The following is a 22128-nucleotide window of genomic DNA, read 5'->3' as shown; positions in this document are numbered from 1 at the left end:
TTGCTAATGCATTTATTACCCCTGACATTAATTCTGTAAGGGTTTTATAATATCAAAAACAATACTTACAATGTCAATATTTATAAAAATCATTTTCTTTTTTTTAATTTCTACGTATTCATTTTCACAAAATATATTCATAAAATATATCGGGAATAGTAATGATAATATTATGCTTACTTGTAGTTCGATAGAGTATTTGCAGACCCCTGCTGTTATTAATAAAAACAATAGAAATTTAAAATTAACTATATCCAGCCCCACAACGCTATTATGTAATCAAATTAATAGAAATACTCTGATTTATGCCTTGCCAGGTGAGATAATTGAGCTTGATCTAAATGAAAAAGGATTAATCAGTTATTATTGTAGTTCGAATAAATATCGAAAATTAGAATCTGAATTTATTAATGATTGTTATGAAAAATATGGAAAAACGGAAAACATTTCAAATTATAATGAACTTAAACAAATTCGATTATTAAATAAACTTCCAAAATATTTTGACGCAGAGTACAATAAAGAAAAAGAATTATTGGAAAGCTATTATAAAAACAATAAAATTTCAAAAGAGTTTTATGAATATTTCACAACAATGTATTGGTGTTTAATTAAGTTCAATGAATTAGAAAACAAAGTTATTAATCCTGAAACTTTCTTGTCAATAGAGAAAAGCTTTAGTGAAGCTTATAGGTTGTTGACAATTGAAGGATATAAAGAATTACTTTGGAACTATATTGAAAAATCCATAAAAAAATCAAATTTAAAAAATGATTTATATACTAAAATGTACTTTGTTTCTAAAAACATTTCCAACCAAAAAATTATAGATTTTTTACTATATTCCAATATAAATAATGCATTAAATGATCGATTTCTAAAAACAGCGGTCACTAATCAAGTAATTGAATTATTTAGAAAAAATTGCAAAAATCAAGAATATCTTGATGCAATAAACCAAGATTTACAACCGAAAACCATACCCTTAATTTTACAAAATATTATTAAAAAACATACTGGAAAATTAGTTTTAATGGATTTTTGGGCATCCTGGTGTATGCCTTGTAGAGAAGAATTTCCAAGTGAAAAAAAATTAATGCAAAAATACCCAAATGTATCCTTTGTTTTTATTTCAATCGACAAAAGCATCACTGCTTGGCAAAAAGCGGCACAAGAGTATGAAGATATCCTCAATAAGGAAAATAGTTTTTTACTTACAAAATCAGATAAAGATGATTTATTAAAAAAAATAAATATATCAACAATTCCACGTTATGTATTATTTGGAAAAGACGGGAAAATTATCAATTCTGATGCTCCGAGACCATCGGATATTAATATTGAAGCGTTGATAGAAAAACATTTAAAATAACATCAATTTTGTGTCAGACTATTTAATCTCAATCTCCGAATATTTATAAAACGAAAGCACCACTACTTACAATAGTGGAATTTTATTCCAAATACAAACACTTACCGATTATCCTGCTATTGGATTTATTGCTATAATTTGAGTTGTTAATATAAATGGAGTAATATGTTTAGGTAGTTCTGAAATTTAATTATTGATCGAACATTTTATTATCTTTTTGAAAAAAGATAATATTACATCAAAGTTATTTCCATCAGGAATTAAAAAAAGACTTTTTTATCTAAAAAGAACTTAAGTTATTAATTACACTGTTTAATTTAAAAAAATACTCTAAAACAACATTAAAAACCGTAAAAAAAAACACCCAAATACCGTAAAATAGTATAAAAACAACTTTATAATTTAGTAAAAATTAACATAACATTCGTTTTTATAAAAAGCCAAGTGCAAGTAGCGGATTGAATTGATGATTGTTTTGAAATTTTATTGAGTAAAAAAATATTTATTAATCATCTAAAAAAATAAAAAGATGAAAAAAATTAGTTTAAAAGACGTTAAAAACGGTCTTAAAAGAGATGAAATGAGAATGATTCTTGGTGGTTGTGGTAGTTCTAATAAATGTGGCGCATGTTCTAGTGCATATGATTGTGGGCCTAGTTGTAATATTTGCAGTGGTGGTAGTAGTGGTCAAGGCAATACTTGTGGATCTTAGTGCTTCCGATGCAATAAATTAGGCTTAAAAACAAGAAATCTTATTGAATTAAGTTTTCTTGTTTTTTTATTAAAATTTTAAAATTAATATAAATGAAATTAAAACTTTCAATACTTTTTTTTGTTTTTTCACTTATTACATTTGCACAGCACCACTTTGTGCTAAATGGTGTCTGCTCCAAAAACGCTAACTCAAAAAATATTTATTTGACATATAAGGTCAACGGCAAAGGCATTACTAAATCTTCAGAAATTACTAACAATAAATTTGTATTTAAGGGAGAGCTTGATTTCCCTACTAGAGCAACTATTAGCACTGACCCTAAATTTCATATGACAACATTAAATTCAAATGTATTTTATTTGGAACCAAATGTAATGAATATTAAACTCGATTTTGATAATTTGAGTACCATAATAATAAATGAATCTAAAGCGACCGATGAGTTTAATTCATTGCAAAATAGAGCAGAAAAGGAAAAATTTCAAAAAAAAATGGATTCTATCCGAGAATCTAGTAGATTATATTCTGTCAAAATAAGTGGAACTAGTGATAGTTCTTTAAAAAATCAATTTCAGAAGAGTTTGGATTCGTTGGATCAACTTTGGGATGAATTGGTAGATCAAAATAGGAATAAAAGTATGCAATTGGAACTTGAATTTATAAAAAAAAATCCAAATTCGTATATAGCACCTGACTTATTATATAACATATTGACAGAAGGAGATGAACAAATTCCATATGATACAATTAATAATTTATACGATAAATTAGGACCTGAAGTAAAAAAATCTTTTGCTGGAAAACAATTGGCTGAAAGATTGCTAAATTTTAAAAATAGTAGAATAGGCAGTTTAGCACCAGATTTTGTTTTAAAAGACATTAATCGTAATACTATTAGATTAAGTTCATTCTATAAAAATCAATATGTTTTAATTGATTTTTGGGCCAGTTGGTGCGGTCCATGTAGAGAGGATTTTCCGTTTCTAAAAGGAATATATGCTAAATACAAAAATAAGGGATTGGAATTTATTAGTATATCCAAAGACGAAAATCTTCAATCTTGGAAAAAAGCTATTGAGAAAGAAAAAATTGAAATTTGGAAACAAATATCAACAAAAGAAAATAACAGCACTATTGAAGACGCTTATGTAGTAACTGCAATTCCTGTAAAAATTCTAATCGATAAAGAAGGAATCATAATTGGTAGATGGATAGGGGGCGGTCTCGAAAACGAGACAGCAATTGAAAATATGATTACGGAAATATTTGATAAGTAAACCCGATAGCGCGGATTTGTAATCCGTGCCTATAAAAATAGAGGTTAGAACCTTAACTTTTTTATACCTGAATCACCCCTAAATTAAACGGTTTCTCAATAGGAGCGTGGTTAGCGGCTTCAATTCCCTAGCTGGTTCGAGCGTCCCGCTCGTTACAAAAAAAAGAAAAAAGAATATAAGTTTGAAGTAAAAGGGTATAAAAATTTTGTTTAAAATAAGTACGCGCGCGCAGCGAGGGAGAAAGAGAGTGACTTAATTTTGACTCTCTTTCTTGTTTTTAGAGTTGATTAAAGAGATAATTGAACCGTAAGCCTAACGCATTTTCGGCATGACCGTGAGCTAAGTACTGGGACAAATAGAGCGTTAAATTCATCTTATAGTTTACTACTTTAAAATGTTTTCCAATAAAAATATTGGAACAAAGTCCAAAACGTTGTGGTCCTGCATATTCTGATACAAATCCTAATCCAACTCCTTTGTTAGCATCCGAAATGGCGTAACCAACACCGGTTTCTATTCCTAAAAACCAATTGGATTGAAGAGCAAATTGTACATTAGGTTTCAAACTAAGAATTATAAAATTACGATACCGGGCTTGTTCGGCTAAAGTACTATCAGGAACAATAGTTAGGTTGTTTATTTTAGTAAATCGGTATTCATAATCTGCCCGAATTCCAATAGTTGTTTTTTCGGTAATAGGCTTCATGATTCTAAAATTAGCTCCCACTGCAAGTCGGTGCGAACGGTACATCATAATATGAACGGGTATGGAAACCTGAACCCCTGACTCAAAATAGATGGCATTATTTTCTTGTGCTTCACTCACAGTGCAAAAAAATAACTGTAAACCCAATAGCACTATCCCAAACTGTTTCATAGTATATTCAATTATGCATTAGATAAATCAGTGGGTTTTAGGAGATAGAAAAGGAGTACATTAAATATATTATTTTTATTTGGATAAAAAAAAAAAGTATACTTGAATTCCAACATCCTTATCGAGCTGTAATTTTAGTTTTTTTATTTGTTAGAGATTATATTAGCTTAGCTATTGATTGATGAATTATTGTATTAGGGTAGATTGTAGGTACGGATTTTAAATTTGCACTTTTTTATGAATTGTATTGAAATACAACTGTAACCAAGTTTCGTTATAATCTGGAATAAAGAACGTGTTGCAAAAGCTAAGTCTCAGGTTGTAAAAAGATAGTTTAAAAAGGCGAAAATCAGTTGTTTTTCGGCTTTTTTAGTTGCTAAATGGAATGAATAATTGATAAAAATGAGCTTTTTTGAGGTCTTTTTTTCTGATTTTATTCGAATTATCAAAATCTAGCGCTAACGTTTGAATACTAGGCTTACCACTATTTCTAAAAAGTGAAGGAGTTGTTTTTAGAAAACTTTAACAAGCTGATTTTAAGCCTTATATTTTTTGTTGTATATTTGCACCGTAGAAATTTCTAATAGTGACAGCGTTTAGAAGAAAAACAATTTATGATAAAGAAATGGCATTTTTATTCCACTTTACTACTAATTATCGCTTTTTTAAGCTCAGGTTTTAAACCTTTTAACTTAGATTCCAATCCTTGGTTTCTAACAGACGGAACAGATGAATCCGACTATTTATTTCCCTCTCAAAAACAAGAAGATTACGCAAAATTGAATATTCCTTTTACTGGAAATTTCTTTATTGGTTATAAAGAGGCAATCGCCTTCAAAGAATCGCAAGGAAAATACAGAAAAATCAATTCGTTAGGTTATTTAGGAAAATACCAATTTGGACCTGAAACCTTACGAACTATAGGCGTATACAATACTACTTCTTTTTTGAGAAATCCAGATTTACAAGAGAAAGCCTTTTTGGCACTATTAGCAAAAAACAAATGGTTATTGCGAAAAGAGATTGAAAAATATGAGGGTGTTGTAATTAATGGGATTCATATCACAGAGTCAGGAATTTTGGCAGCGGCTCATTTAGGAGGCGTGCGTTCGGTAAAAAGATATTTCAGATCTAATGGAGAACGTTATTTTAGAGATGCTTATGGTACTTCTATTATAAGTTATATGAAAGCTTTTGGAGGTTATGATACTTCTTTTATTGAACCAGACAGTAATGCAAATGTTGATGACATATAAGTGTATTATTTTATAGCATAAAAAAAGCCACTAATTAGTGGCTTTTTTAATTATATTATCTAATTTTTATTATTTCTCCGTTGGAACGAACAACCAAACGTTTTACTTCTTTATCCTTTTTAATCTTAATGTTGTATTGTTTTTTTATGACATCTCCTTCTTCTTGGGTATAAAGATACTTGTCATTTACAATAGTCCATTTTGGATACGTTTTGTATACTGAATAAATTACAGGAGTTGGTAGAATGACGTTTTTATAATTCTCAACCACACGAGTCAGTTTTCCATTTTCATTATAAGTCGCAGCAAGTTGGCCGTTTTTTCCTTTCATAACCAAAAGGTATTCTTCAGATCCTTCATTTTCTTTTCCAAGGTCATAGGTTATGAATTTTTCTTCGATAGCTCTTACTCTTTGATCTGGATTGTTGTCTGGTAGATAGATAGAAAAATCTTTTCCCACTCTTTTGATTACCACACCTGGTAATTCAGTTGCTTTGATTTGACCTTTCTCTTGAGCATAAGAGGTAGCAGTAAGTGCTAATACAAGTAAAATAATACTAGTTGATTTCATAATTTTCATGTTTAAATTAATATTGATTGTGTTTAATTGATTAAAATAATGCTGTAAGGTTTTTGTTTTCTTCCCCTTTTGGTTAATTATTTAGTGACACATCAATAGGTAATTTGAAAATATGATAATTTGGAGGCATAGTATTCTCTTTTTAGAGGGAGAATACAAGTAAAAATAGATGTATTAATTGAATTATAGCGTTAAAATAATATTAATATTTTGATATTCAGTTGTTTAAAAATAAAAAAAAACAGCCTATTGGCTGTTTTTTTATTTTTAAGGGTAAGTCAGTTTAATCAATCAAAATTTCTAGTATTTTGATCGCTGCTTCACTAATTTTGGTTCCGGGACCAAATACAGCTACCGCACCGGCATCAAATAAGAATTGATAGTCTTGGGCAGGGATTACTCCTCCCACTACGACCATAATATCTTCTCTACCATATTTTTTCAATTCTTCGATTACTTGAGGAACTAAAGTTTTATGACCCGCAGCCAATGAAGACACACCAAGGATATGAACATCATTTTCTACGGCTTGCTTTGCTGCCTCAGCAGGAGTTTGAAAAAGCGGACCAATATCTACATCAAAGCCCACATCAGCATAACCTGTTGCTACAACTTTGGCACCACGATCGTGACCGTCTTGGCCCATTTTAGCAATCATAATTCGAGGTCTTCTGCCTTCTTTTTCGGCAAATACATTGGCTAAATGTTTTGCTTTTTCAAAACTTTCGTCATTTTTTATTTCTTTACTATACACACCGCTAAACGATTTAATTTGTGCTTTATATCTTCCAAAAATAGTTTCTAAGGCATCGCTAATTTCTCCTAAAGTAGCTCTATTTCTAGCTGCTTCAACTGCAATTTCTAATAAATTACCTTCTCCTGTTTTGGCACAATGAATTAATTTATCTAAGCTATTCGTAACTTTTTCATTGTTACGAGTCAATTTAATACGTTCTAATTGTTCCAATTGCTGTCGGCGCACCATTTGATTATCTACATCTAAAATTTGTAGTGGGTCTTCTTTCTCTAAACGGTATTGGTTGACACCCACAATAATATCTTGTCCACTATCAATTCTAGCTTGTTTTCTTGCTGCTGCCTCTTCAATTCGAAATTTAGGGATTCCAGATTCAATGGCCTTGGTCATACCTCCTAATTCTTCCACTTCTTCAATTAATTTCCAAGCACTTTGCGCAATTTCATTAGTCAGATTTTCTACATAGTAGCTTCCTGCCCAAGGGTCAACGGTTTTAGTGATTTTAGTTTCGTCTTGTAAATACAGCTGCGTGTTTCTAGCAATCCTAGCCGAAAAATCGGTAGGTAAGGCAATCGCTTCGTCTAACGCATTGGTATGCAATGATTGCGTTCCGCCAAAAGCTGCCGCCGCCGCTTCAATACAAGTTCGTGCAACGTTGTTAAAAGGATCTTGTTCCGTTAAACTCCAACCCGATGTTTGGCAATGGGTGCGCAATGCTAATGATTTATCATCTTTTGGTTCGAATTGTTTGACCAATTTTGCCCAAATCATTCTCCCTGCTCGCATTTTGGCAATTTCCATAAAATGGTTCATCCCAATAGCCCAAAAGAAAGAAAGTCTCGGCGCAAATTCGTCAATCTTCATTCCTGCTGCTAATCCTGTTCGAATGTATTCTAAGCCATCAGCTAAAGTGTAGGCCAATTCAATATCAGCAGTAGCTCCGGCCTCTTGCATGTGATAACCAGAAATAGAAATAGAGTTGAATTTTGGCATTTTTTTGCTGGTAAACTCAAATATATCAGCAATGATTTTCATCGAAGGAGTAGGTGGATAGATATAGGTATTTCTTACCATAAACTCTTTCAAGATATCATTTTGAATAGTGCCTGATAGTTTTTCGGTTGCAACACCTTGTTCTTCTGCAGCGACAATATAAAATGCCATAATAGGCAACACAGCACCATTCATCGTCATGGAAACCGACATTTCATCTAGAGGAATTTGGTCAAATAAAACTTTCATATCCTCAACTGAATCAATCGCAACTCCTGCTTTTCCAACATCGCCTACCACGCGCTCGTGATCTGAATCGTAGCCACGATGCGTAGGTAAATCAAAGGCAATAGAAAGCCCTTTTTGACCTGCTGCTAAATTTCGTCTGTAAAAAGCATTACTTTCTTCGGCGGTTGAAAATCCTGCATATTGACGCACTGTCCAAGGACGACGGACATACATCGTAGCATAAGGACCGCGTAAATTAGGCGCAAATCCTGCTCCAAAATCCAAATGTTCTAATTGTTGAATGTCTTGTTTGGTGTAGGTTTGTTTCAGAGCAATTCCTTCTGCCGTTTGAAATTCAGTAGTTACTTTGGTTTCACTTTTGGAATTTTCTACAGATTTGATTTGAATATGTCGCAGGTCTTTTCTTTTCATTTTGGTGACAAATTTCTATTTGACAATGTGTTTTGAACGCTAAACAATTACTCTTTTTCCAATCGTTCTTGTTCGATTTTTTCGGCGAGACGTTTTTCAATAATTGGAGTGATGAGTGTTTTCCTTGGTTTTATTTTGACAAAAGGAAAAAGTTCCAAATCGTTTTTCATTCGATCGTCTTTGTTGGCATGTTTGTTTGTACCTAATAAAATTTCTTTTCCAGCGTCAAATGAGTCTTGCTCTTTATCGGCACTTTCTTGAATTTTTCTTTTGATGATTCCTTCATTCAGTTGCTTTAAAAATCCGCCATTAGCTTCGATATCTTTAAATAATGCCAAGGCTTTATTTGCTAATTGTTGTGTCAAACTTTCTATATAGTAACTTCCATCCGATGGATTATTGACTTTGTCAAAATAGCTTTCATTTTTTAAAATCAACAATTGGTTTCGCGCGATTCGGTCTCCAAATTCATTGTCTTTGTGGTACAATGCATCGTAAGGTAGATTTGCAATGGTATCAGCTCCTCCTAATATGGCACTCATACATTCGGTTGTGGTACGAAGCATATTCACGTTGTAATCGTACAATGTTTTGTTTCTCTTTGTTGGTGTAACTACTAAATGGCACGTCCAATTTTGATTGTATTCTGACGCAATTAAATTGAAAAGTAACCGGATGGCTCTTAGTTTTGCGATTTCAAAAAAGTAATTGGTTCCCACCGCAATTTCTAACACCATAGTTTGAGGAGTAGATGTCTCAATACAGTTAAAATATTCATTAGCGTGGGCTAAAGTATAAGCAATTTGCTGTACAATATTAGCTCCTGCATTTTGATATAAAGCACTATTTACACTAATTAATGAAAGTGGGCCGTCTTTCTTTATAAGATTATTTAAAGTGTCAAAATTGGTTTTTTCAGAGGTAGTAAACCAATTCCCTTCTTTGGCTAATTGTCCAATAGGATCAATGTTACAATAAATGGTTGCTTTTTTTGTTGTAGCAATAGTGGCTAATTTTTGCACGAAATCGATTGAAATAAAACTCAAATGAAAGAAAATAGGAGTATCTTCTAAAGGCAATGTTGCTAACAACTTTGCTACATCTACCGTTTCGTCTTCGATGGTGAAACGAATGCTCTCTGCACCACGTTTCAAACTATCTACTGCACGTTCTATTGATTTGTCAATATCATGGACAAAAATATTTTGGCAAATTTTAAATTCAGAAGCTTTTGTAGCTACTGAAACAACTTCTTTTACATCTTCTTTATCATAAAATGGTTTGACCTTAATGTCTTCTGGAGTATTCCATATTAAGGTTTCATTGTAATCAGCTCCTTTTAATTCAAACTGAATTTTTTGTTTCCATTCTTTGGTAGAAACAGGGTCGAAATCATTAAAAAGATATTTCATTTGCTTTGTTTTTTGTTCTTAACTTAAAAAAACAGGTATGATTATTTGGTTTTAATCGCACTATCGCCTTCAAATTCGATGATATAAATATCTTCACTATCTTTCTTCATATAGTATTTCTCACGTGCGTATTTTTCAACGTGTTCACTATTTTTGAGTTCTTTGATGTGTCTTTTGTCCTTTTTAATTTCTTCTTGGTAATAGGTTTTATTGTCTTCTAATTCATCGATTTGCTTGTCTAAGAAGCGATGATCGAAATACGAATAATTATCTAAAAATAGCATCCAGGCCGTGAAGAATACCAATACTAAAATGTATTTATTGCTCAATAATTTGAACCAAGATTTGTCTTTAAACGGGTTTGTCATTGTTACTTTTTTTTTAGCCCCGATTGCAGTGAAAATCCCATTCTTTTTAGAATGGATTGTAACGGAAAGCGGGAAATAGCTCCAAAATAAAAATTGGCTTACAATTGAATTTCGGATGATTTATATTTTTCTAAACGTTTAATTTCTGATTAATTACGGCACGAACCACATCTATTGCTACTGTATTGTATTTGTCGTTCGGGATGATGATATCGGCAAATGCTTTTGTAGGTTCGATAAATTGTAAATGCATTGGTTTCAGAGTTGTTTGATAACGATTCAATACTTCGTCCATATCTCGACCACGATCAGCAATATCTCGTTTTAATCGTCGAATTAGTCGCTCGTCTGGATCAGCTTGCACGTATATTTTTACATCAAAAAGATCTCTTAATTCAGGATTGGTTAATATCAAAATTCCTTCCACAATCATTACTTTTCGTGGGTGAGTAAAGACAGTATCGCTTGTTCTATTGTGAGATACAAAAGAATATACGGGCTGATCGATATTGTTTCCAGCTTTTAATTCTTTTAGATGTTGTACTAATAATTCAAAATCAATAGATCTTGGGTGGTCAAAATTAATTGCAGCTCTTTCTTCATAACTCATTCCCACGTTTTCTCTGTAATAAGAATCTTGCGAAATAATACCTACTTCTGTTTCGGGTAATTCATTGACGATTTGATTGACTACAGTGGTTTTACCACTTCCTGTTCCACCTGCAATTCCAATAATGAGCATATAATTGTATTCTATAGTTTACCTAACAAAAATAGGAATTTAATTCAGAGTGAATTCGTTTTTTGCTAAATGTTTGCTAATTTGCTATATTTATTTAATGATAAGAATAAAAAAAGAGCGACTAGTTTTAGTACGCCCTTTTTGAAGTAATTTATTTGTTTTTCTTGGCTTTAATCATCATCTCTAACATATCCCACATTTCGGCTGGAATATCTTCTAATAAGTTAAATTGTCCGGCGCCTTTTAACCATTCGCCTCCATCAATAACCACCACTTCTCCGTTGATGTAGGCTGAAAAATCAGAAACTAAATAAGCCGCCAAATTGGCTAATTCTTGATGGTCTCCCACGCGTTTTAAAGGAACTTTTTTGGCCATATCAAATTTTTCGGCCAAATCACCAGGTAATAATCTGTCCCAAGCACCTTTGGTAGGAAAAGGCCCTGGAGCAATGGCATTGGTACGGATTCCGTATTTGGCCCATTCTACGGCTAAACTTTTGGTCATAGCCAAGACTCCTGCTTTTGCAGTAGCGCTCGGTACTACATAAGCCGAACCGGTCCAAGCATAAGTAGTCACAATATTTAGTATAGTAGATGAACTTTGTTTGGTGTCAATCCAATGTTTTCCAAAAGCAAGTGTGCAGTTTTTGGTTCCCTTTAGCACAATATCAATGATAGTGTCAAAGGCATTAGACGACAAACGTTCGGTTGGGGAAATAAAATTACCTGCAGCATTGTTCAATAAGATATCCACTTTACCAAAGGTTTTCAGTGTTTCTTGAAGCATATTTTCTACTTCTTCGTAATGACGAACATCACATTGTATGGGTAAACAAGTTCCTCCTGTTTCGGTTTCTAGTTCAGAAGCAGTGTTCTTGAGTTTGTCTAAATCACGTGAGGTGATGGCTACTTTAGCACCTAATTCTAAAAAATATTTAGTCATTGCTTTTCCTAAACCACTTCCGCCACCTGTAACGACAATCACTTTTCCTTTCAATGCGTCATCACGCAGCATTTTATCTGTATAACTCATAGATGTACTAATTTGAGAGATAAATATAGGAATAAATTAGTATGCATACATAATAATTTGAATTAAAAAGAATGATTTGAGATCATTACATTTTATGAATGATAAAAATAGTAGGACGGTTGTGCAAATCTACTTTTGTTTTTTTCCAATCAGCAACGCGTAGTGTTTTGATATATTCAGTAGGTAAGGTAATATCGGTTGCGATACAAAGATGTGTTGCGGGTTGTAGCGTTTGCAGAATATCCTCTAACAATTTGTTGTTGCGATACGGTGTTTCGATAAAAATTTGCGATTGATTTTTATCAAAAGATAATTTTTCTAAATTTTTTAAGGCTGATTTTTTTTCACCTTTATCAATGGGTAAATACCCATTAAAAGTAAAACTTTGTCCATTCATCCCTGAAGCCATCATGGCTAAAAGAATAGAGGAGGGGCCTACAAGAGGAATGACTTGAATTCCTTTTTCATGTGCCAATTTTACAATGACTGCTCCTGGATCGGCAACTCCTGGGCAACCGGCTTCACTCATTAAGCCTACGTTTTTGCCTTCTAATAAGGGTTGGATAAAACTTAGGTGTTCTCTTGCATCGGTATGTTTATTCAATGCAAAGAGGACGAGTTCCGATTGTTTTTTTTCGGGAAGCACCGCTTTTATTGATTTGCGCGCTGTTTTTTCATTTTCTACAATATAATAGTCAATGAATTCGATAGCTCTTTTTACCGTTTGAGGCAATACATCCATAGGGTCGCTTTCTCCCATAGTAGTTGGAATTAAATACAATTTTCCTAAAGATGTGTTCGTATTCATAACGGTGTATTTTTAGATTTGGAAAATAAAGTTTATTGATGTTTAGCAATCAATTTTTGAGCAATAACGTCACAAACTTCATCTAGCATGGCATACACAATATCAAATCCGTTGTGCATTCCAAAATAGGGGTCAGGTACGTCTTGGTTTTGTTGAGGAGTTAACTCATTCATAATGAGTGTTACTTTTGCTTTTTGTTCATTGGTCTCCGCCAAAGCGATAACATTCTCGTAATTGGAATTATCCATTACATAAATATAATCAAAAGTATCAAAGTCAGCACTGCTGAATTGTCTTCCTCTTTGGTGTGAAATATCAAGACCGTTTTTTTTGGCTACAGCAATAGAGCGTTCGTCGGGTGATTGACCAATATGCCAAGAACCAGTTCCTGCTGAATCTACACTAAATTTATCTTGGGGTAATTTTGAGGCTAATATTCCTTCGGCCAAAGGTGACCGACAAATATTTCCCAAACAAACCATTACGATTTTTACGGACATTTGCTGTCTATAAGGTTAATTTTTTGTGGATATCCTCAACAAACTTTTTAAACTGTTTGTCTGTAGAAACTAGGTTATCAACGGTTTTACAAGCGTGCAATACGGTAGCGTGGTCGCGATCTCCAATTTGAGATCCAATGTTGGCCAAAGAAGCTTTCGTAAATTTCTTTGCAAAAAACATCGCTAATTGTCTTGCTTGAACAACGTGTCTTTTTCTAGTTTTAGATTGTAATGTTTCTAAGTCCAATTGGAAATAATCGGAAACAATTTTTTGAATATAGTCGATAGAAATTTCGCGTTTGACATTCTTTACGAATTTCTCTACGATGCTTTTCGCTAATTCAATTGTCACTTCTTTTTTGTTGAAAGAAGATTGAGCAATCAAAGAGATGATAGCGCCTTCTAATTCTCTAACGTTCGTTTTGATATTACGCGCTACATATTCAATAATTTCTTCTGGCATTTCAACACCGTCACGGTACAGAATGTTTTTCAAGATAGAAACTCTAGTTTCGTAATCAGGTTGGTGCAATTCGGCAGACAATCCCCATTTGAAACGAGACAACAAACGTTGTTCAATGTCTTGCATGTCAACAGGCGCCTTGTCAGAAGTCAAGATAACTTGTTTTCCGTTTTGGTGTAAGTAATTGAAAATATGGAAGAATACATCTTGAGTTCCTGATTTTCCCGAAAGGAATTGAACGTCGTCAATGATTAATACATCAATCAATTGGTAGAAATGAATGAAATCATTTCGTGTATTTTTCTTTACTGAGTCAATATATTGTTGCGTGAAAATTTCGGCTGAAATATATAAAACTGTTTTTTCTGGGTATTTGTCTTTAATTTCGACACCAATAGCATGCGCTAAGTGTGTTTTTCCTAAACCAACTCCTCCAAAAATCAATAACGGATTGAAAGAAGTTCCTCCTGGCTTATTGGCTACAGCCATACCAGCAGAACGTGCCAATCGGTTAGAATCTCCTTCTAAGAAATTGTCAAAGCTATAATTTGCATTCAGTTGCGATTCGATTTTTAAATTACGAATTCCAGGAATTACAAACGGATTTTTAAGTTCAGGGTTTAAATTTTTTAAAGGAGCGTCTACATCTTGCGGTTTCATTTGCAATCTGTTAGCACTTGGTAATTGTTCCGTGTACGGTTGTTTATTACCATAAGTGTTCTCCATTTTAATTTTATAGAGTAACTTTGCGTTTTTTCCAAGTTCTTTGGTAAGCGCCACTTTTAATAATTTAACGTAATGTTCTTCCAACCATTCGTAGAAAAACTTACTTGGTACTTGAATATATAACGCATTATCGGTAAGTTCAACTGACTTGATTGGTTCAAACCAAGTTTTGTAGGCTTGGTCTTGAATATTATCTTTTATGAAAGATAAACAGTTTTCCCATACTGATTGAGCAGTTTTGTTCATATATTCGGTTAAATTATTTAAGTTTGGTTAACATTTTTATTACAAAAAAAAGTGGGGCTGTTTTTGTAATTTTTTGGGAAAACAAATATGTGAACAAATTTCTTTAAAAAAAAATTATTCAACAGATTTTTTTGTAAAAATATTGTTGTATAGAGCTTTTTAGAATCATTAAAAATTAAATTGTAAATAATGAAAGATCATCAAATTCAAGTGCGTGTTCGCTACTCTGAAACAGACCAAATGGGGGTAGTATATCATGGAAATTACATTCCTTATTTTGAGATGGGGCGCGTGGAATGGTTGAGAAATAAGGGAGTTTCGTATAAAAGTATGGAAGAAGAAGGAATTGGGCTTCCTATTGTATCGATGAATATCAATTACAAAAAATCAGCGCGGTACGATGAGTTGCTCACCGTTCATACTGCTTTCAAAAGTCAATCTTCGGTTAAGATAGAATTTGATTGTAAGATATATAATGAATTGAATGAGTTATTAACAACTGCCGAATTTATTTTGGTTTTTGTATCGCTAAAAACGGGTCGTCCAATTGCACCTCCAAATTATATTTTGGAACTTTTAAAGGATATGGAATAAATCGTTGAATTACTGCTTTTTTAATTTCTTAAAAGGCGTTTAATTTCGATTTCAAATAAATTATCAAAAATGTCGAAAATCATTTCGGCATTTTTTTTTCGGGTTTTGATTTCTATTTTTCCCAAAGCGAGTCCAGAATCTTCGTCTAATTCCATAGATTGAGTTATAATGTCTAACTTTTTTTCTTTGATTACTCGCATTACTTTATTCATATTTTTGTAGTTAAACGAAATCAAAAAATGGATGTCGATTGTTTTTTCAATGATTTCGGCTTCCTCTAAAACCAATTGTGCGGTGGTTTTGTACGCGGTAATTAAGCCGCCGACTCCTAATTTAATTCCGCCAAAGATGCGAACCACGACCAAAAGTACATTGGTCAAGCCAAAAGATTGAATTTGTCCGTAAATGGGAGCTCCTGCTGTATTGTTGGGTTCGCCATCGTCATTCGCTCTATAACTTATTTTTTCTGTACCAATTTGGTAGGCATAACAATAATGAACTGCATGGGGATGCAATTTTCGTAATTGCTCAATAATTGGTTTTACTTCTTCTTCGGATTGAATAGGAAAGGCGTAACCAAAGAATTTACTGCTTTTTTCTTTGAACAAAATTTCTTCTGTAGCCTGAGCTATGGTAGTATAGGTGTCTTTGATTTCCAAAAGGCAGTTTGTAGTCTAAATTATTTTTTTGTCCAAAAGTTCAATTACATCTTCTTGACCCACTTGAAGATTCCATACGTGTAGCCCTAAAGCTTTGGCAGCTTCAGTATTGTCTTTTTTATCATCTACAAATAAGGTACGCTTTGGTGAAAGTTCGTGTTGACGAATTAGGGCATGGTAGATTTCGGCATCGGGTTTTCTCATTCCCATTTCATAAGAAAAATATACTTTTTCAAAACATTTGTAAAAATCTCCATAAAAAGAAGCACCTTCTCTTTGTTCAAAATGGTCAATATGAATAGCATCGGTATTGCTCAATAAAAAGAGGCGGTATTTTTGAGACAATAATTGCAAAAATTCCAATCGATGTAATGGGAAATCTAATAAAACGGCATTCCAGGCGGCTAAAATATCCTCTATCGTTGCAGTAGGGATGTGCTTTTGAATCCCTAATAAAAAGTTATCTCTTGAAATTTGTCCTTTTTCAAATGAAATATTCAATTGGTCTAAATCTTCGTTCCAAGAAGATAAACCCAAACGTTGTAATCCGTCAATAGTGGCTTGTTTGTCCAAATTGATGAAAATATCTCCAAAATCAAAAATAATAGTATCAATCATAATTTCTAATTATTAGTAATTCATCGGTTCTAATTTTTTCTTTTTTAGACGGAGTCTTATTCAATACAGGCGCTTTTATTCCGGTGCCGAATTTAGTGTTTCCAATAAATACTCGAGACTCATCCCAAAGGTTGGCATCTATAAAAGTTTGCAATGTTTGAGCGCCTCCTTCAATAATTACGGATTGGATTTGGTGTTGGTACAATCGTTCAACAATTTGTTGCGCTATATTCTCTTGAAAATCAATTACTTCAAAGATAGTGTTTTCGGAAGAAACGGTGTTCTTATTTTTGGAAAATAGGATAGTTTTAACTTGATTATCAAGTACATGTGCTTTTTTTGGAATACGATTGTTTTGGTCAATGACTACTCGAATAGGGTTGTTGCCTTCCCAATCTCGAGCATTTAATTTGGGATTATCATCTATTACAGTTTGTGTACCTACTAAAATAGCTTGTTCCTCGGTGCGCCATTTGTGCACCAATTGTCTGGAATACGAGTTAGTAATCCAAACCGGTTTTTGTTCTTTTTTTGTTAAAGGAGCAATAAAACCATCTTGCGTTTCCGCCCATTTCAATATAATATAAGGTCTTTTCTTTTCGTGAAACGTAAAAAAACGCTGGTTGAGTTCGTAACATTCTTTTTCTAATACTCCAACCATGACATTCGCGCCAGCTTCTTTCAATCGCTTAATACCATTCCCAGCTACTTTTATATTAGAATCGACTGTGCCAATAACGACATTCGGAATTTTATTTTTGATAATCAAATCGCAACAGGGAGGTGTTTTTCCAAAATGACTGCAAGGTTCCAAACTTACATATATAGTTGCTTTGTCTAATAAAGAGGGGTCTTTTACAGAACGGATGGCGTTGACTTCAGCGTGGGGTTCTCCTGCTTTTTGGTGCCAACCTTCGCCAATGATTTGACCATTATATACAATCACGCTGCCCACCATTGGATTGGGATAGGTAGTTCCAAAACCATTTTTGGCAAGTTCGATGCAACGAGCGATATAGTGTTCGTGATTGTTCATGTTACAAAAGTACTACTTTTTAGCTTTCCGATTTATGGGATAACTTTCGAAAATTGTAATAAACAATAGTTACTTTTGTGATTCAAATTAGCTTTTATACAAATGGAGAATTGGCTTATCAGGAAAATTGAAAAAAAAGACAATGCAGCAGTAGCTCAGTTAATACGCGCTGTTTTTGACGAATTGAATATTCCAAAAGTTGGAACAGCTTATGAAGATCCCTATTTGGATTTGATGTATGAGGAATACAACAAACCAAAATCTGTTTACTATGTAGTGGAACATGAAGGAAAAATTAAGGGTGTTGCCGGAATTGCTCCTTTGGAAAATGAAGCCCCAAGCATTTGCGAATTGCAAAAAATGTACTTTTTACCCGAAACTCGTGGGAAAGGCATTGGAAGTGAAATGATGGCTATTTGTCTGCAGTCGGCGAGGGAATTTGGTTTTAAAAAATGTTATTTGGAGACCATGCCATTTATGCATGCGGCACAAAAATTATACAAAAAATCAGGTTTTGAATACATTGATGCACCCATGGGTTGCACAGGACATACCAGTTGTCCGGTTTGGATGTTGCAAGATTTGTAGAACTACTTTGAATTTCACAATATGACAATAAAACAATACCGAGACCAATTTATTCAAGAACTGACTCCATTATATGATGCAGGTGAGGCGGAAAGTTTTTTCTATCTCATTTTGGAGTTCAAACATCAGTTAAAGCGGATAGATATTGCTTTGCAGCCCGAATTGGTGTTTTCAATCGCCGAATTGGAAACTTGGAATTCGGTCTTGGAACAATTAAAAAAAGAAATCCCAATTCAATATATTTTAGGCACCACTCATTTTTACGGATTAGAATTTGAGGTTAATGAGAACGTTTTGATTCCGAGACCGGAAACAGAAGAGTTGGTGGATTGGATAATCAAAAGTCAAAAGTCAGAAGTTAGAAATAAGAAGGTAAAAATTCTAGATATTGGAACAGGGAGTGGTTGTATTGCCATTTCGTTAGCTAAAAATCTACCTAATGCGGAAGTTTTTGCTTTGGATGTTTCTGAAAAAGCTTTGGCTACCGCCCAAAAAAATGCCGAATTGAATCAAGTGCAAGTACAGTTTATATGTCAAAGTATTTTGGAAACCGAAGATTTAGGACAGCAATTTGATGTTATTGTTTCCAATCCGCCGTATGTGCGTCATTTGGAAAAACAAGAAATCAAAAAAAATGTATTGGATAATGAACCGCATTTGGCGCTTTTTGTAGCAGATGATGATGCCTTAATTTTTTATCGAAAAATAGCTCAATTGGCACTGAAAAATCTAAATCAGACAGGTCAATTGTATTTTGAAATTAACCAATATTTAGGACAAGAAATGTTGAGCTTACTTCAAGAAATGGATTTCAAAAATAGTGAGTTACGACAAGATATTTATGGTAATGATAGAATGACGAAAAGTACGAGGTAAGATATACGAATTACGATTTTTCGTATATCCAATATCGTAAATCTAATATCGTAAATCTAATATCGTAAATCGTAAATCGTCTTATTCGTAACGCAATGCCTCAATAGGGTCTAATACTGCGGCCTTGATTGCGGGATATAGACCTGAAACAATGGCTACAATAAAACTTGTGATAAAGGCTGCCATGATAGCGCCCCAAGGAATAACAAAGGCAAAGTCCATGGCAGTTGCAATCCCGAAACCAATCAAGATTCCGAAAATAATACCGACTAATCCTCCCAATTGACCTATCAATAAAGTTTCAATAAAAAACTGAAAAGCAATGGTCGATTTTTTAGCTCCTAACGCTTTTCGAACGCCAATTTCTCGAGTACGTTCGGTTACCGAAACAATCATAATATTCATCAAAGCAATGGACGATCCTAATACGGTAATTACTCCAATGAGCCATGAGGCTAAACCAAGATATTTGGTAATTCCAAGTATTCGGTTAATCAAATCGTCGGAACGAACAACAGCGAAGTTATTGTCTTTTACAGGACTTAATTTTCGAACACGTCGCATCGTACTAGTGGCATTGTCGATAGCCTGATCCAATACTTCTTTTTTAGCAACCATAACACTTACGGTATAGTTAATATTAGGAGCAGTGAATAAAGAACGGGCTACTTGAATTGGGATTAAAACTCTTAAATCTTGACTATTGCCAAAGGTGGAACCTTTCTCTTTTAATACGCCAATGACTTTAAATTTGGCACCACGAATAGAGATAATTTTATTAATTGGATTCACATCTTTGAGTAATCCTTTTTCAAAATCAGAACCCACCACACACATATAGGTATTGTTGTCAATATCAAAACCATTGAAATTGCGACCTAAACTAGTTTCTAAACCAGAGTTAGGAATGAAATTTTCATCGACTCCCACTATGGTAATTTCAGGATCCGTTTTGGTAGCACCAAATTTCACTTCTGCTTTGGAAGTAGCTGTAAATGAAAGCGAAGTTTCTGTAAATGGGTATTTGAATTTATTTTGAAAAGCTACGGCTTCAGGGTACGAAATAATAGGATTGATAATTTCTCGTTCCTCATTTCCACGTCGTCTGGTTGTGTTTTCGTATTGGTTGATATTGAAGGTGTTGGCTCCCATCGAAGCAAAATCAGCCGAAATGGTATTTTCTAATGCTGCCACTACGGTAAGGATTCCCACTAAAGCGGTAATACCAATAGCAATAATCAATACGGTTAGTATGGTACGCAACAACTGGGTTCGAACTGAACCAATTGCAATCTTAACGTTTTCTTTGAATAAATTTAGCATAGTACCAATTTGTCACGAAAATACAATTTTTGTTACAAGTTTGCTCCGGAAGAGCGGATATTTATTTTAAAAATAAGATATTTGCACTGCATTTCTGTATTTAGAATTCAAATTATAAATTGCACATCAAATATCGTATATCGTACATCGTACTGTATATCGTAAATCGTATATTCAAATATGGCATCAAAACCAAGTATTCCAAAAGGAACCCGAGATTTTTCACCTACAGAGGTAGCAAAACGTCAGTATATTATCCAAGTAATCAAAAGTAATTTTGAGAAATTTGGGTTTCAACCGATTGAAACACCTTCGTTTGAAAATTCAGAAACCTTAATGGGAAAATATGGTGAAGAAGGAGATCGCTTGATATTTAAGATTTTGAATTCGGGTGATTATTTGGCGAAAGCCAATGCGACTCATTTAGAAGCTAAAGATAGTACTAAATTGACGGCAAGTATTTCCGAAAAAGCCTTGCGTTATGATTTAACGGTGCCTTTTGCACGTTATGTAGTGCAACACCAAAACGAAATAGAATTCCCTTTTAAAAGATACCAAATCCAACCGGTTTGGAGAGCCGATCGTCCTCAAAAAGGGCGTTTTAGAGAATTTTTTCAATGCGATGCCGATGTAGTAGGTTCGACTTCTTTGTGGCAAGAAGTAGAATTGGTGCAATTGTATGATGGCGTTTTTACGGCTTTAGGATTGAATGGTGTCACCATTAAAATCAACAATAGAAAAATCCTTTCTGGAATTGCAGAAGTGATTGGTGCTTCAGATAAATTAATCGATTTTACAGTGGCTTTGGATAAGTTGGATAAAATTGGAGAAGATGGTGTAAAGAAAGAAATGATGGAGAAAGGGATTTCGGAAACAGCTATTGCTAAGGTGCAACCTTTGTTTAGCTTTACGGGAACTTTTTCGGAGAAAATCAATCAATTATCCGATTTATTAGCTGATTCAGACGAAGGAATGAAAGGGGTAGAAGAATTGCGTTTCATTTGTGATAAAGTGACAGCACTAGGGTTAACAACCGCTATTTTAGATTTAGATGTCACTTTGGCTAGAGGCCTGAATTATTATACAGGAGCTATTTTTGAAGTAGCAGCACCTCAAGGTGTAGCTATGGGGTCTATAGGTGGAGGAGGACGTTACGATGATTTAACAGGTATTTTTGGTTTGAAAAATATGAGTGGAGTGGGAATCTCTTTTGGCTTGGACCGTATTTATTTGGTTGTAGAAGAATTGGGATTGTTTCCAACTACAGTAACGGCGACTTCACAAGCTTTGTTTATTAATTATGGCGAAAACGAAGCGTTTTATGCTATGAAAGCAATTAAAGCATTGCGTGAATCAGGAATAAAAGTAGAGTTGTATCCAGATAACGCCAAGTTAGCCAAACAATTTCAACATGCCGATAAAAGAAATATTCCTTTTGCCGTAATGGCCGGTGATCAAGAGATGAAATCGAATATATATACGTTAAAAAACCTTCAAACAGGTGAGCAAAAAGGACTCAGTTTAGAAGAGCTGAAAAAAGTTTTAGCATAAAAAAAAGCTTCGTTTGATGGGAACGAAGCTTTTTTTAATATAAGGTAATACTGAATTAATAATTATTTAAAAACGAACCTTAATTTCAATTTAGGGAT

The 22128-nt window shown here is 33.6% G+C and carries 22 protein-coding genes; 8 read left to right on the top strand and 14 right to left on the bottom strand.

Features of this window, described 5'->3' with window-relative positions:
- Positions 1-70 precede the first annotated feature (70 nt).
- The 3 genes from Q0L65_RS09725 (at position 71) to Q0L65_RS09715 (ending at position 3364) form a co-directional block, all read left to right on the top strand.
- A complete protein-coding gene (locus Q0L65_RS09725) occupies positions 71-1372 on the top strand; it encodes a TlpA disulfide reductase family protein (protein ID WP_296685788.1) in 1302 nt (433 codons plus the stop codon).
- A 529-nt stretch (positions 1373-1901) separates the two neighbouring features.
- Positions 1902-2084 (top strand): hypothetical protein, encoded by a 183-nt coding sequence (locus tag Q0L65_RS09720; protein WP_296685786.1) that lies wholly within the window; start codon positions 1902-1904, stop codon positions 2082-2084.
- Positions 2085-2176: 92 nt separating this feature from the next.
- On the top strand, positions 2177-3364 hold the full coding sequence (locus Q0L65_RS09715) for a TlpA disulfide reductase family protein (RefSeq protein ID WP_296685784.1): 1188 nt from the start codon (positions 2177-2179) through the stop codon (positions 3362-3364).
- A 277-nt stretch (positions 3365-3641) separates the two neighbouring features.
- Here Q0L65_RS09715 and Q0L65_RS09710 read toward each other — a convergent pair whose 3' ends face one another.
- On the bottom strand, positions 3642-4241 hold the full coding sequence (locus Q0L65_RS09710) for a hypothetical protein (protein WP_296685782.1): 600 nt from the start codon (positions 4239-4241) through the stop codon (positions 3642-3644).
- A gap of 614 nt (positions 4242-4855) precedes the next feature.
- Between Q0L65_RS09710 and Q0L65_RS09705 the strand changes: the two genes are divergently transcribed.
- Positions 4856-5497, top strand: coding sequence for a peptidoglycan-binding protein LysM (locus tag Q0L65_RS09705; RefSeq protein ID WP_296685779.1), 642 nt, complete (start codon positions 4856-4858; stop codon positions 5495-5497).
- 55 nt (positions 5498-5552) lie between these two features.
- Here the strand turns inward: Q0L65_RS09705 and Q0L65_RS09700 are convergent, their stop codons facing one another.
- The 9 genes from Q0L65_RS09700 to dnaA all read right to left on the bottom strand — a co-directional run bounded on the left by Q0L65_RS09700 (position 5553) and on the right by dnaA (position 14785).
- On the bottom strand, positions 5553-6068 hold the full coding sequence (locus Q0L65_RS09700; RefSeq protein WP_296685776.1) for a hypothetical protein: 516 nt from the start codon (positions 6066-6068) through the stop codon (positions 5553-5555).
- A 292-nt stretch (positions 6069-6360) separates the two neighbouring features.
- A complete protein-coding gene (scpA, locus tag Q0L65_RS09695; RefSeq protein WP_296685774.1) occupies positions 6361-8487 on the bottom strand; it encodes a methylmalonyl-CoA mutase in 2127 nt (708 codons plus the stop codon).
- A gap of 47 nt (positions 8488-8534) precedes the next feature.
- On the bottom strand, positions 8535-9899 hold the full coding sequence (locus Q0L65_RS09690) for a methylmalonyl-CoA mutase subunit beta (protein WP_296685771.1): 1365 nt from the start codon (positions 9897-9899) through the stop codon (positions 8535-8537).
- A 41-nt stretch (positions 9900-9940) separates the two neighbouring features.
- Positions 9941-10267, bottom strand: coding sequence for a septum formation initiator family protein (locus Q0L65_RS09685; RefSeq protein ID WP_296685770.1), 327 nt, complete (start codon positions 10265-10267; stop codon positions 9941-9943).
- A 130-nt stretch (positions 10268-10397) separates the two neighbouring features.
- A complete protein-coding gene (gene udk, locus Q0L65_RS09680; RefSeq protein ID WP_296685768.1) occupies positions 10398-11009 on the bottom strand; it encodes a uridine kinase in 612 nt (203 codons plus the stop codon).
- A gap of 151 nt (positions 11010-11160) precedes the next feature.
- Complete coding sequence (locus Q0L65_RS09675) at positions 11161-12042, bottom strand: SDR family oxidoreductase (RefSeq protein WP_296685766.1); 882 nt, start codon at positions 12040-12042, stop codon at positions 11161-11163.
- Between the two features lie 85 nt (positions 12043-12127).
- The gene (locus tag Q0L65_RS09670) at positions 12128-12850 is read right to left on the bottom strand and encodes an SAM-dependent methyltransferase (protein WP_296685764.1); all 723 of its coding nucleotides are present in this window, start codon (positions 12848-12850) and stop codon (positions 12128-12130) included.
- A 32-nt stretch (positions 12851-12882) separates the two neighbouring features.
- Positions 12883-13350, bottom strand: coding sequence for a low molecular weight protein-tyrosine-phosphatase (locus Q0L65_RS09665; RefSeq protein ID WP_296685762.1), 468 nt, complete (start codon positions 13348-13350; stop codon positions 12883-12885).
- Between the two features lie 7 nt (positions 13351-13357).
- Complete coding sequence (dnaA, locus tag Q0L65_RS09660; RefSeq protein WP_296685760.1) at positions 13358-14785, bottom strand: chromosomal replication initiator protein DnaA; 1428 nt, start codon at positions 14783-14785, stop codon at positions 13358-13360.
- A 189-nt stretch (positions 14786-14974) separates the two neighbouring features.
- Between dnaA and Q0L65_RS09655 the strand changes: the two genes are divergently transcribed.
- The gene (locus Q0L65_RS09655; RefSeq protein WP_296685758.1) at positions 14975-15379 is read left to right on the top strand and encodes a thioesterase family protein; all 405 of its coding nucleotides are present in this window, start codon (positions 14975-14977) and stop codon (positions 15377-15379) included.
- Positions 15380-15399: 20 nt separating this feature from the next.
- Here Q0L65_RS09655 and Q0L65_RS09650 read toward each other — a convergent pair whose 3' ends face one another.
- The 3 genes from Q0L65_RS09650 to ribD are packed head-to-tail and all read right to left on the bottom strand — an operon-like array spanning position 15400 to position 17692.
- Positions 15400-16038, bottom strand: coding sequence for a YigZ family protein (locus tag Q0L65_RS09650; protein WP_296685756.1), 639 nt, complete (start codon positions 16036-16038; stop codon positions 15400-15402).
- A 15-nt stretch (positions 16039-16053) separates the two neighbouring features.
- A complete protein-coding gene (locus Q0L65_RS09645; RefSeq protein ID WP_296685754.1) occupies positions 16054-16656 on the bottom strand; it encodes an HAD family phosphatase in 603 nt (200 codons plus the stop codon).
- The gene (gene ribD / locus Q0L65_RS09640; protein ID WP_296685752.1) at positions 16649-17692 is read right to left on the bottom strand and encodes a bifunctional diaminohydroxyphosphoribosylaminopyrimidine deaminase/5-amino-6-(5-phosphoribosylamino)uracil reductase RibD; all 1044 of its coding nucleotides are present in this window, start codon (positions 17690-17692) and stop codon (positions 16649-16651) included. Before ribD ends, Q0L65_RS09645 begins: the two co-directional genes overlap by 8 nt.
- Before the next feature lie 102 nt (positions 17693-17794).
- Between ribD and Q0L65_RS09635 the strand changes: the two genes are divergently transcribed.
- Positions 17795-18280 carry a GNAT family N-acetyltransferase gene (locus Q0L65_RS09635; protein WP_296685750.1) on the top strand — a complete coding sequence of 162 codons (486 nt, stop codon included), beginning with the start codon at positions 17795-17797 and terminating at the stop codon, positions 18278-18280.
- A gap of 21 nt (positions 18281-18301) precedes the next feature.
- Positions 18302-19156, top strand: coding sequence for a peptide chain release factor N(5)-glutamine methyltransferase (gene prmC / locus Q0L65_RS09630; RefSeq protein ID WP_296685748.1), 855 nt, complete (start codon positions 18302-18304; stop codon positions 19154-19156).
- 81 nt (positions 19157-19237) lie between these two features.
- Here prmC and Q0L65_RS09625 read toward each other — a convergent pair whose 3' ends face one another.
- The gene (locus tag Q0L65_RS09625; protein ID WP_296685747.1) at positions 19238-20479 is read right to left on the bottom strand and encodes an ABC transporter permease; all 1242 of its coding nucleotides are present in this window, start codon (positions 20477-20479) and stop codon (positions 19238-19240) included.
- 180 nt (positions 20480-20659) lie between these two features.
- Here Q0L65_RS09625 and hisS point away from each other — a divergent pair, with 180 nt between their 5' ends.
- Positions 20660-22030, top strand: coding sequence for a histidine--tRNA ligase (gene hisS / locus Q0L65_RS09620; RefSeq protein WP_296685745.1), 1371 nt, complete (start codon positions 20660-20662; stop codon positions 22028-22030).
- The last annotated feature ends 98 nt before the right edge of the window (positions 22031-22128 follow it).

Origin of the sequence: Flavobacterium sp., from assembly GCF_024642105.1 — a bacterium.
Lineage (GTDB): Bacteria > Bacteroidota > Bacteroidia > Flavobacteriales > Flavobacteriaceae > Flavobacterium.
Note: the sequence above shows the minus strand (reverse complement) of the source record. Positions and strands in the feature narration are given on the sequence as shown.

What these genes read in the sequence shown, in the direction of transcription:
- ribD (WP_296685752.1), bottom strand. Translation starts at nt 17,692, where the DNA reads ATGAACAATCACGAACACTATATCGCTCGTTGCATCGAACTTGCCAAA.
- Q0L65_RS09625 (WP_296685747.1), bottom strand. Translation starts at nt 20,479, where the DNA reads ATGCTAAATTTATTCAAAGAAAACGTTAAGATTGCAATTGGTTCAGTT.
- Q0L65_RS09675 (WP_296685766.1), bottom strand. Translation starts at nt 12,042, where the DNA reads ATGAGTTATACAGATAAAATGCTGCGTGATGACGCATTGAAAGGAAAA.
- Q0L65_RS09710 (WP_296685782.1), bottom strand. Translation starts at nt 4,241, where the DNA reads ATGAAACAGTTTGGGATAGTGCTATTGGGTTTACAGTTATTTTTTTGC.
- Q0L65_RS09670 (WP_296685764.1), bottom strand. Translation starts at nt 12,850, where the DNA reads ATGAATACGAACACATCTTTAGGAAAATTGTATTTAATTCCAACTACT.
- Q0L65_RS09715 (WP_296685784.1), top strand. Translation starts at nt 2,177, where the DNA reads ATGAAATTAAAACTTTCAATACTTTTTTTTGTTTTTTCACTTATTACA.
- Q0L65_RS09685 (WP_296685770.1), bottom strand. Translation starts at nt 10,267, where the DNA reads ATGACAAACCCGTTTAAAGACAAATCTTGGTTCAAATTATTGAGCAAT.
- hisS (WP_296685745.1), top strand. Translation starts at nt 20,660, where the DNA reads ATGGCATCAAAACCAAGTATTCCAAAAGGAACCCGAGATTTTTCACCT.
- Q0L65_RS09700 (WP_296685776.1), bottom strand. Translation starts at nt 6,068, where the DNA reads ATGAAATCAACTAGTATTATTTTACTTGTATTAGCACTTACTGCTACC.
- Q0L65_RS09705 (WP_296685779.1), top strand. Translation starts at nt 4,856, where the DNA reads ATGATAAAGAAATGGCATTTTTATTCCACTTTACTACTAATTATCGCT.
- Q0L65_RS09635 (WP_296685750.1), top strand. Translation starts at nt 17,795, where the DNA reads ATGGAGAATTGGCTTATCAGGAAAATTGAAAAAAAAGACAATGCAGCA.
- Q0L65_RS09665 (WP_296685762.1), bottom strand. Translation starts at nt 13,350, where the DNA reads ATGTCCGTAAAAATCGTAATGGTTTGTTTGGGAAATATTTGTCGGTCA.
- Q0L65_RS09725 (WP_296685788.1), top strand. Translation starts at nt 71, where the DNA reads ATGTCAATATTTATAAAAATCATTTTCTTTTTTTTAATTTCTACGTAT.
- dnaA (WP_296685760.1), bottom strand. Translation starts at nt 14,785, where the DNA reads ATGAACAAAACTGCTCAATCAGTATGGGAAAACTGTTTATCTTTCATA.
- scpA (WP_296685774.1), bottom strand. Translation starts at nt 8,487, where the DNA reads ATGAAAAGAAAAGACCTGCGACATATTCAAATCAAATCTGTAGAAAAT.
- Q0L65_RS09645 (WP_296685754.1), bottom strand. Translation starts at nt 16,656, where the DNA reads ATGATTGATACTATTATTTTTGATTTTGGAGATATTTTCATCAATTTG.
- Q0L65_RS09690 (WP_296685771.1), bottom strand. Translation starts at nt 9,899, where the DNA reads ATGAAATATCTTTTTAATGATTTCGACCCTGTTTCTACCAAAGAATGG.
- prmC (WP_296685748.1), top strand. Translation starts at nt 18,302, where the DNA reads ATGACAATAAAACAATACCGAGACCAATTTATTCAAGAACTGACTCCA.
- Q0L65_RS09655 (WP_296685758.1), top strand. Translation starts at nt 14,975, where the DNA reads ATGAAAGATCATCAAATTCAAGTGCGTGTTCGCTACTCTGAAACAGAC.
- Q0L65_RS09720 (WP_296685786.1), top strand. Translation starts at nt 1,902, where the DNA reads ATGAAAAAAATTAGTTTAAAAGACGTTAAAAACGGTCTTAAAAGAGAT.
- udk (WP_296685768.1), bottom strand. Translation starts at nt 11,009, where the DNA reads ATGCTCATTATTGGAATTGCAGGTGGAACAGGAAGTGGTAAAACCACT.